This is a genomic window from Pseudonocardia sp. SID8383, from assembly GCF_009864975.1.
GTDB classification, from domain to species: Bacteria; Actinomycetota; Actinomycetes; order Mycobacteriales; family Pseudonocardiaceae; genus Pseudonocardia; species Pseudonocardia alni.
Map to the genome: position 1 here is coordinate 1 of NZ_WWFY01000919.1, position 8,670 is coordinate 8,670.

Here is an 8,670-nt window from a genome sequence, read left to right on the forward strand (position 1 = left end):
GAGGTGCGTCGCTCCTGGCTCGACTCGCCCCGGTCGGCCCTCCTGCGCGGCGACGGCGCCGCGGCCCGGCTGCTGACCGGTGCGGTGGCCCTGGTGCCCGCGCTGCTGCCCGCGGCCGGGGCGATCGCCCTGGTGCTCGCGGCCTGCCTCGCACCCTGAGGGTCTGCCGCCCCCATTGACCGGACATTCGCACCGATCTACTACCGTGTTCGTAGACAGCTACTACTCGGATAGTAGAAAGGGGCCGGCATGGGACGCACGACCGGCAATCTGGAGCGCCGGGGACGGCAGCGGGACGTGACGATCGTCGTCGTCCTCGTCGTGCTGGCCCTGGGGCTGATCGGCTACCTCGTTCTCGGGGCCACCGGTGGCGACGACGCCGCCCCGCCCGCGACGCCGGGGCAGTCGGCCGACACCGGACAGCCGGCCATCGGCCCGCTGGGCGACATCGCCCGTCGCGAGGAGGGGGATCCCGCCGCGCTCGGCCGCACCGACGCCCCGGTGGTGATGGTCGCCTTCTCCGACTACCGCTGCCCGTTCTGCGCGAAGTTCAGCCGGGACACCGAGCAGCAGCTCGTGGACGAGTACGTGCAGGACGGCAGTCTGCGCATCGAGTGGCGCGACTTCCCGATCTTCGGGCCGGAGTCCACGCTGGCCGCCCAGGCCGGTCGGGCCGCGGCGATGCAGGGCCGGTTCTGGGAGTTCAACAGGGCGGTCTTCGCCGACAGCCCGGAGCGTGCCCACCCGGACCTGCCCGAGGACACGCTCGTCGCCTACGCCGAGAGGGTCGGTGTCCCCGACATCGCGAAGTTCCGGACCGACATGCACGGGCCCGAGGCGGCGCAGGCGGTGCAGCGCGACCTCGACGAGGGGTCGGCGCTCGGGGTGCCCAGCACCCCGGCCTTCGTCGTGAACGGGCACCCGGTCATGGGGGCCCAGCCCGTCGCCGAGTTCCGGGCGCAGATCGACCAGGCGCTGGCGGCCGCGCGGTGAGCAGTATCGGCCTGCCGGCGGCCTTCCTGGGCGGGCTGCTCTCCCTGGTCAGCCCGTGCGCGGCGCTGCTGCTGCCGTCGTTCTTCGCCTATGCCTTCGACCGCGTCGGTACCCTGATCGGCCGCACGCTGACCTTCCTGGCAGGCCTGCTCGTGGTGCTCGTGCCGCTCGGCGCCGGGGTGGCCCTGGTCGGGGACCTGCTGACCCGCTACCGCGGCCTCGTCACGATCCTCGGGGGGCTGCTCCTGATCGTGTTCGGGGTTCTCGCCGTCCTCGGCATCGGGTTCGCCAGCTCCTCTGCGGCCCGGGCCGCAGGGCGGATCCGGATCTCGGGCCCGTTGTCGACCTTCGCGCTGGGCACGGTCTACGGACTGGCCGGGTTCTGCGCCGGGCCACTGCTCGGCAGCGTCCTGACGGTCGCCGCGATCGGGGCCGAGCCGGGCTACGGCGCGGCGCTGCTCGCAGCCTACGCGGTGGGGATGGCCGCCCCGCTGTTCGTGCTGGCCCTGCTCTGGGACCGCTTCGGGCTGGGGCGCAGGCCGTGGCTGCGCGGTCGTGAGATCGCCCTCGGCCCGTTGCGCACCCACACGACGAGCCTGGTCTCGGGGCTGCTCTTCATCGGCATCGGGATGCTGTTCCTGCTGACCGACGGGACCGCCGGGATCATCGCGCCCACCACCGTCGACCAGCAGGCCGACGCCCAGCTCGCGATCCGCGACCTGGTCGGCGGGGTGCCGGACGCCGTCGTCCTGCTCGCGATCGTCCTGCTCGCGCTGGTCGTCGCGGTGGTCAGGCTGCTGCGCTCCCGTCGCGGCGCCGGCACCGCCGCCGAGCGGGACCACGAGGAGGTCCGGTGAACGCGCTCGACGCACTGCGCGCCTGGACCGTCCGGCACTGGACCGTCGCCACGGTGTCCGCGGTCGCGACGGCCGTGGTCATGGCGGTCCCGACGGCCGTGCTGCCGAACCCGTGGTTCTGGCGTGAGGTCCCGGCCCCGGCCTGGGCCTACCCGGTCCTCGCGCTGGTCGCGATCCTGTCCGGGCTGGTCGCGGCCACCTACGTCCGGAGCCCCGACGGGCCCGGCGGCCGCCGCGCCTCGGCGGGCGCGCTGCTCGGCTTCTTCGCCGTCGGCTGCCCGGTCTGCAACAAGCTCGTCCTGCTGGTGCTCGGCTACGCCGGGGCCATGACGTGGTTCGAACCGGTCCAGCCGTTCCTGGCGGTGCTGGCGGTGGCCGGTATGGGCGCGGCGCTGCGGGCCCGGCTGCGCGGGGCGCTGGCCTGCCCGGTGCCCGTGGCGACACCCCGGTCCCCGGAGGAGATCCCGTGAACACCCTGCTGCGTCGTGCCCTGACCGTCGTCGTCACCGGGGGCGTCCTCGTAGGAGGCGCCGGTCTCGCGTCCGCCGCCGGCGACGCGTCCGAGGCGCCGGCGCCCCCGGCGAGCACGGCGACACCGTCCGGTGCCGCTGTCCCCGGCACCCCGTGCACCGCGTCGGCCGATGCCTGCGTCGACCTGGCCTCGCACACGGCGTGGCTGCTCGACGACGGCGAGGTGACCCGGACGGTCCCGTTCCTCGACGGCGACCCGCGCAGTCCCACACCCGTGGGGACGTTCGCGGTCGACTGGAAGGCGCAGAACCACCACAGCCGCGAGTTCGACGCGGACATGCCGTTCTCGGTGTTCTTCGCCCCGGGCGGCATCGCCTTCCACGAGGGGTCGCTCGAACGGCCGTCCGCCGGGTGCGTGCACCTCGGGAAGCCGGACGCGGTCGCGTTCTTCGACGCGCTCGAGGTCGGTGACCAGGTCCAGGTCCGCCGCCCGTCCTGAGCCGTCAGGCCCGGGTCGCGGTCAGCTGGACCATCGCCCCGATCGGTCCCCACGACGGCGTGGCCGGGAACCGCTCGACGGTGCCGGGCACGAACCCGGCGGCGGTGACCGCGGCCTCGGTGTCACGGTCGAGCCGGCACCCCGCCGCCATGCGTTCCCAGAGCGGGGCCAGTCGCCGTCGCCAGGTCGCGGGCCGGCCGTGCCCGACGACGTGCTCGATCGCGACCAGCCGCCCGCCCGGGCGCAGTACCCGGTGCGCCTCGGCCAGTGCCCGCGCCGGGTCGGGGACGGTGCAGAGCACGAGGGTGAAGACGACCGCGTCGACCGAGCCGTCGGCGGCCGGCAGCGCATCGGCGCCCGCCCCGCTCACCGTGAGCGGGACGGCGCAGGACCCGGCCCGGTCGCGCAGCCGGCGGCGCATGGCCGGATCGGGCTCGAGGGCGATGACCTCGTCGGCGTCACGGTAGTGCGGCAGGTTGGCGCCGGTACCCGCGCCGACGTCGAGGACGCGGCCGGTCAGGCCGCCGACCAGCGCCGCCCGGCGCGGGCCGAGAACCCGGCGTTCGACGGGGTCGAGGACGCGGTCGTACAGCGCGGCGAAGACGCGGTGTCCACCGGTGGGCACGGACATCTGCGAAGGGTAGCGGTTCCGGGCATCCTCCCGACGAATGACCGGTCATTGGTGCCGTCCGGCGGCGGCAGGTCTCAGGCCGGGCCGGGACGCCCGACCCGCCGCAGCGGACAGCTCGCGACCCACGCGGCGCAGCCCGCCATCGACACCGCGACGGCGGCCAGGGCGAGCAGACCCGGCACCCGGATCGCGTCGGGCGCCTGCTGGACCAGTACGAACGCTCCCATCGCGAGGACGAACCAGCCGAACCCACGCCGCAGGACGTCGGCCGGGATGCGGTCGACCAGCCGGGCGCCGACGAGGCTGCCGAGCACCGCCGCGACGGTGATCGCGCCGACGAGGGTCCAGTCGAGCGAGACGGTGGTCAGGTAGCCGGCCAGGCCCGCGAGGGACTTGAGCGCGATGACCAGCAGCGACGTTCCGACCGCGATCCCGATCGGGAGTCCGCCCAGCAGTGCGAGAGCCGGGACGACCAGGAACCCGCCGCCGGCTCCCACGAGACCCGTCACGAGTCCGACGACGGCACCGTCGAGCAGGACCCGGGCGACCGGGAGCTCGCGGTGTTGCTCCGCCGGATCGATCTCCCGGCGGCCCCGGAGCATCGCCACGGCGGTCGTCGTCATCATGAGGGCGAACGCGAGCAGCAGGACCTGTGCGGGCAGCCGGGCGCCGACGAGCCCGCCGGCGAACGCGCCGGCCATGCCCGCGACCCCGAAGATCAGGCCCGTCCGCCAGCGCACGCGTCCTGTACGGGCGTGCCCGGCCGCGCCGACCGCGGCGGTCACCCCGACGACGACCAGTGACGCCGCGATGGCCTCGCGGGCGTCGAGCCCGGCCAGGTAGACCAGCAGCGGCACCATGAGGATCGAGCCGCCGCCGCCGAGGAGACCCAGCGACAGGCCGACCACGACCGAGAGCGTCAGGGTCAGGGTCAGGGCGACGGTGGTCACGACGTCACCTCGTCCCCGCCGGGGCGACGATCGGCAGGCCGGCGGGCTCGGCGTTGCCGAAGGCATCGTCGATCGCGACGACCTCGATCCCGCGGGCGTCGAGCAGCCCGGCCACGACGGCGGCCCGGTACCCACCGGCGCAGTGCACCCAGACCGGCCCGGCCGGGACCTCGTCGAGCCGGTCGAGGACCTCGTGGATCGGGATTCCGACCGAGCCCTCGACGAATCCGTCCGCCCGCTCGGGGTTCCGGCGGACGTCCAGCACCGACGGGCGCGTACCACGGTCGTACTCGGCCGCGAGGTCGGCGAAGGTGGCCTGACGGAAGCTGCGCAGCGGGGTCGGTCCGGTCCAGTCCTCGGGCTTGCCGGTGGCCACGGCCGCGGGCCGGTCGATCCCGATCCGGACCAGCTCGCGCTGGGCGTCGGCCACGTCGGCCGGGCTCTCGCCCAGCAGAGTCACCGGGGTCCCCCACGGCATGAGCCAGCCGAGGTAGGTCACGAACTGCCCGCCGAGACCGATGTTCACCGTCCCTGCGACGTGTCCCGCCGCGAACGCGGTCCCGGTGCGCAGGTCGACGACCCACTCGCCCGCGTCGATGCGACGTCGCAGCTCGGCGGGGTCGGCCTCGGCCGGGGTGGAGAGGTCGATCTCGTCCGGGCCCGCGGAGTTCGCGGGGCCCATGTGGGCGTAGTACGCGGGGAACGCGTCGAGCCCGGCCAGCAGCTCGCGGACCCACTCGTCCTGCTCGCGGGTCAGCGCGGGGTTGGCCGCCTTCTCCGCGCCGATGGTGCTCGCGGTGCCGGTGGCCTGGGTGGCGGAGCAGAAGCTGCCGAAGCCGTGGGTCGGGAAGATCTCCGTCGCGTCGGGCAGCTCCGCGGCGAGCCGCCGCGCGGAGTGCCACTGGGCGTGGGCGAGCGTGTCGGTGTGGTCGGGTCCCAGCAGGTCGGGACGGCCGGTGGAGCCGTACAGGAGCGATCCGCCGGTGAACACGACCGTCGGCTCGGCGCCGGGCACGGAGCCGTCGGAGACGGCGAACGACAGGTGGGTGTGGGTGTGTCCCGGGGTGTGGAGGACCCGGACGTGCATCGTGCCTACCTCGACGACCTGACCGTCGCGGACGCCGACGCGCTCGAAGGAGACCGGGTCGTCCGCGTTCAGGAGGTACTGCGCTCCGGTCGCTCGGGCCAGCTGGACACCACCGGTGACGTAGTCGTTGTGGATGTGGGACTCGAACACGTGGGTGATCCGGACGCCCGCCTCGTCGGCGGCGGCGCGGATCCGGTCGTGGTCGCGCTGGGGATCGACGACGAGGGCGACCTCGCCGTCGTGCGCCAGGTAGCTGCGGTCGCCCAGACCGGGCGTCTCGACGGTCAGAACGGTGATCATGTCGGGTTCCGGTCCTCTCTCGGAGACGGCGGCCCCGTCGGCCGCTGATACCCCTGGGGGTACGTTCGCTCAACTTCACCAAATGAACGTACATTCCTGCTGCACAGTGTGACGTGTCCCATTCGCCCGGAACAGAGGGGAGTCCTCCGGTATCCCCGCCCCGCCGCCCGTGTGGGTTGCCTCGGCCCGTGCCCGGGGCGCGAGGTGCGGGTAGTGCAGATCGAACGCCGGCCGTTCGGACCGGATGCGCGGCAGCTCGTGGACGTTGTGTCACGGTGGCGGGCGGGTCGTCGGCCACTCCGGCGAGTTGGCGAACCCCCACGGGTCGTCGGCGTGGACCTGCCGGCACGACCTGACCGGCCACCTCGGCGAACCGGCCGCCGAGGCCCACGTTGACCGAGCGCGGGAGGTGTGCGGCGGCGAAGTCCTGCGGATCGCTGGTGTCGAGCAACACGGCGCCGCCGCGGACCAGGTCGTCGGCCTGCGACAGCGACAGCGCCGGGACCCGCGAGGTCTCGTCGAGCACCGGCCGGGACTCGCGGTAGCGCTGCGCGGCGTGCGCGACGTACATCGGCGCCACCGACCGGCCCTCGGTCACGGTGGCGACGAAGGCGCTCTCGTCCACCGGTTAAAATGATCGTACATTTATGCCACCGTACGCCGAGGGGTGGTGGGTCGCTCCCGGCGAGCCGGGCTGTTGCGTGGCGCGTGCCCGCGTGGTGTCGTGGTCCCTGTGTGCCCCACAGCTCCGTCGGTCGATCGCGGCTTCGTCGTGTGCCTGATCGCCACCGACCAGCTGTCGGTCGACGACCGTCACTGTCGTCGGGGAGTCCGGGCGGCCCGGTAGGACCGGCGCCGCTCCTTCAGTCCCGACCCACCGGAATCCCGGAGCGACCGTGCGCACATCCGTCCGTCCTGACATGTCCCGCCCCGTGGCGGCCGCCTTCGACGGCGAGCCCGCTGCCGCTCGCCCGTCTCCGGCGGAGGCGCCGCCGCCCGTGGACGCGCCGGGCGACAGGGGTCCCAACGGTCACCCCGAGGGTGGTGCCCGCCCCGGCCTGCTGGGCCGGGTGGCGGTGGCGGTGCGGGCCGCGCACCGGGCCGGCGTGCCGTTCTGACGCCCGTCCGGGTCGACGTCCGGTAGGGCCCCGGACCGGCCCCGGCCGGGTCCTGTTCCGACCGGCCTCACGTGCCGGTCGGCATCCGGCCGGCGGCTCCTCGTGCACGGTCCCGATGGCGCCATCGACGTGGTGTGCGGCACGGCCGGGGGACTTGCCCGACGGGGTTAAATGACCGTACATTCAAGGGGTGTCCGACACCGAGACCGATGCCCCCGGCCCCGCCGTCATCCGGCGCGAGCCCGGCCGCCTCCTCTGGGAGCAGCTGCTCGACGACCTGCGGCGCCGCCTCGACGTGGACGCGTTCACCGACGGTTTCCCCGGCGAGCTGGCGCTCGTGGAGGAGTACGGGGTCAGCCGGCACACCGTGCGGCAGGCGGTCAAGGTACTGCGCGACGAGGGCCGTGTCGTCGGGACGCGCGGACGCCCGTCGCGTCAGGCCGAGCCGGTGGAGATCGCCCAGCGGCTCGGCGCCCTCTACAGCCTGCACGAGTCCGTCCGCGCGATGGGACTCGAGCAGCAGAGCGTCGTGCGAGCGCTGGACACCCGCGCCGACGGCGTGATCGCCGCCCGGCTCGGGCTCGAGGAGTCCACCCCCCTGGTGCACCTCGAGCGCCTGCGCTTCGCCGGCGGCGACCCACTCGCTCTGGACCGCGTGTGGCTCCCGCACGACCTCGCCGCCCCGCTGCTGACGGCGGATTTCACCACCGGCGCGCTCTACGAGCGTTACGCCGAGCTGTGCGGGGTCGTCCTCACCGGCGGTGAGGAGACCATCCAGCCCATCCTGCCCACCCCCGCCGAGCACCGGTTGCTGGGCGGCAGCCCGTCCACCGCCGCGTTCTCGGTCCGGCGACTCGGCTGCGCCAAGGGTCGCCCGGTGGAGTGGCGCCAGACCCTCGTCCGCGGCGACCGGTTCGTCCTGCGTGCTGACTTCTCCACCAAGGACGGCTACCAGCTCGACCTGCTCGGCTCCCCCGACCGGAAGGACCCACGACGATGACCACGCCCGACCAGATCCCGCAGACCGACTCGGTGGACGCCCGTGAGCTCGCGGCCGGCGGTGCCCTGCTCCTCGACGTCCGTGAGCCGGCAGAGTGGAGCGCCGGGCACATCGAGGGCGCGGTGCACACCCCACTCGGCGAGCTGGACCCGATGGCGTTCGACCGGGACCGGATGGTCGTGGCCGTCTGCCGCTCCGGGAACCGGTCCGGCAAGGCCGCCGCGGCGCTGGCCGACGCCGGCGTCGACGTCCGGAACCTGGCCGGCGGCATGACGGCCTGGTCCGAGGCCGGCCTCCCGTGCGTCGACGACGACGGTGAACCCGGGACCGTCGCGTGACCGGCGTCCTGGCCGGAGCGCTGGGCCTGGTCGTCGGGCTCGTCATCGGGACCCTCGGCGGCGGTGGCGGCGTGCTCGCCGTGCCCGCGCTGGTCTACGCGCTCGGCCAGGACGCCCGCACCGCCACCACCGGCAGCATCGTCATCGTCGGCATCATCGCCGCCGTCGGCGTCCTGGCCCGGCTTCGAGGGCGCACGATCGACTGGCGGACCGGTGTCGGGTTCGGGATCGTCGGCGTGCCCACCGCCTGGGCGGGGTCGCTGCTCAACCGTGCCGTGCCCCAGCCCGTCCTGCTGCTGTCCTTCGCGGCCCTCACCCTCGCCATCGCCGTGCTGATGCTGGTCAAGGGCGGGGCGTCGGCGCAGCAGGCCGACGGCGCGGCGGTTGCGGAGGCCGGCGCCGCGGCCGGAGCGGAGCCGGCGTCCC

The 8,670-nt window shown here is 74.3% G+C and carries 10 protein-coding genes and 1 pseudogene; 7 read left to right on the forward strand and 4 right to left on the reverse strand.

Annotated features, from left to right (window positions below):
- The first annotated feature begins 249 nt into the window (after window positions 1-249).
- From GTW08_RS22020 to GTW08_RS22035, 4 genes are read left to right on the forward strand one after another with little or no spacing between them, the layout of a single operon-like run.
- A complete protein-coding gene (locus GTW08_RS22020; protein WP_073575661.1) occupies window positions 250-993 on the forward strand; it encodes a DsbA family protein in 744 nt (247 codons plus the stop codon).
- Window positions 990-1,850, forward strand: a complete 861-nt coding sequence (locus GTW08_RS22025) for a cytochrome c biogenesis CcdA family protein (protein ID WP_073575662.1) — start codon at window positions 990-992, stop codon at window positions 1,848-1,850. The genes GTW08_RS22020 and GTW08_RS22025 overlap by 4 nt, the downstream gene beginning before the upstream one ends.
- Window positions 1,847-2,320, forward strand: coding sequence for a hypothetical protein (locus tag GTW08_RS22030; protein WP_202417529.1), 474 nt, complete (start codon window positions 1,847-1,849; stop codon window positions 2,318-2,320). Before GTW08_RS22025 ends, GTW08_RS22030 begins: the two co-directional genes overlap by 4 nt.
- Window positions 2,317-2,820, forward strand: a complete 504-nt coding sequence (locus GTW08_RS22035) for a L,D-transpeptidase (protein WP_304580119.1) — start codon at window positions 2,317-2,319, stop codon at window positions 2,818-2,820. Before GTW08_RS22030 ends, GTW08_RS22035 begins: the two co-directional genes overlap by 4 nt.
- A gap of 4 nt (window positions 2,821-2,824) precedes the next feature.
- Here the strand turns inward: GTW08_RS22035 and GTW08_RS22040 are convergent, their stop codons facing one another.
- From GTW08_RS22040 to GTW08_RS32105, 4 genes and pseudogenes are all read right to left on the reverse strand, one after another.
- Window positions 2,825-3,451 (reverse strand): class I SAM-dependent methyltransferase, encoded by a 627-nt coding sequence (locus tag GTW08_RS22040; RefSeq protein ID WP_073575663.1) that lies wholly within the window; start codon window positions 3,449-3,451, stop codon window positions 2,825-2,827.
- Between the two features lie 74 nt (window positions 3,452-3,525).
- Window positions 3,526-4,401, reverse strand: coding sequence for a sulfite exporter TauE/SafE family protein (locus GTW08_RS22045; RefSeq protein WP_073575664.1), 876 nt, complete (start codon window positions 4,399-4,401; stop codon window positions 3,526-3,528).
- A gap of 4 nt (window positions 4,402-4,405) precedes the next feature.
- Window positions 4,406-5,788, reverse strand: coding sequence for an MBL fold metallo-hydrolase (locus GTW08_RS22050; protein ID WP_073575665.1), 1,383 nt, complete (start codon window positions 5,786-5,788; stop codon window positions 4,406-4,408).
- A 75-nt stretch (window positions 5,789-5,863) separates the two neighbouring features.
- Window positions 5,864-6,118, reverse strand: a pseudogene (locus GTW08_RS32105) (hypothetical protein); the annotation flags it as partial.
- Window positions 6,119-7,096: 978 nt separating this feature from the next.
- Between GTW08_RS32105 and GTW08_RS22060 the strand changes: the two are divergent.
- The 3 genes from GTW08_RS22060 to GTW08_RS22070 form a co-directional block, all read left to right on the forward strand.
- Window positions 7,097-7,906 (forward strand): GntR family transcriptional regulator, encoded by an 810-nt coding sequence (locus tag GTW08_RS22060; protein ID WP_083658624.1) that lies wholly within the window; start codon window positions 7,097-7,099, stop codon window positions 7,904-7,906.
- The gene (locus tag GTW08_RS22065; RefSeq protein WP_073575666.1) at window positions 7,903-8,244 is read left to right on the forward strand and encodes a rhodanese-like domain-containing protein; all 342 of its coding nucleotides are present in this window, start codon (window positions 7,903-7,905) and stop codon (window positions 8,242-8,244) included. The genes GTW08_RS22060 and GTW08_RS22065 overlap by 4 nt, the downstream gene beginning before the upstream one ends.
- A partial coding sequence (locus GTW08_RS22070) for a TSUP family transporter (protein WP_161152463.1) occupies window positions 8,241-8,670 on the forward strand: 430 nt, incomplete at its 3' end. The genes GTW08_RS22065 and GTW08_RS22070, both read left to right, overlap by 4 nt.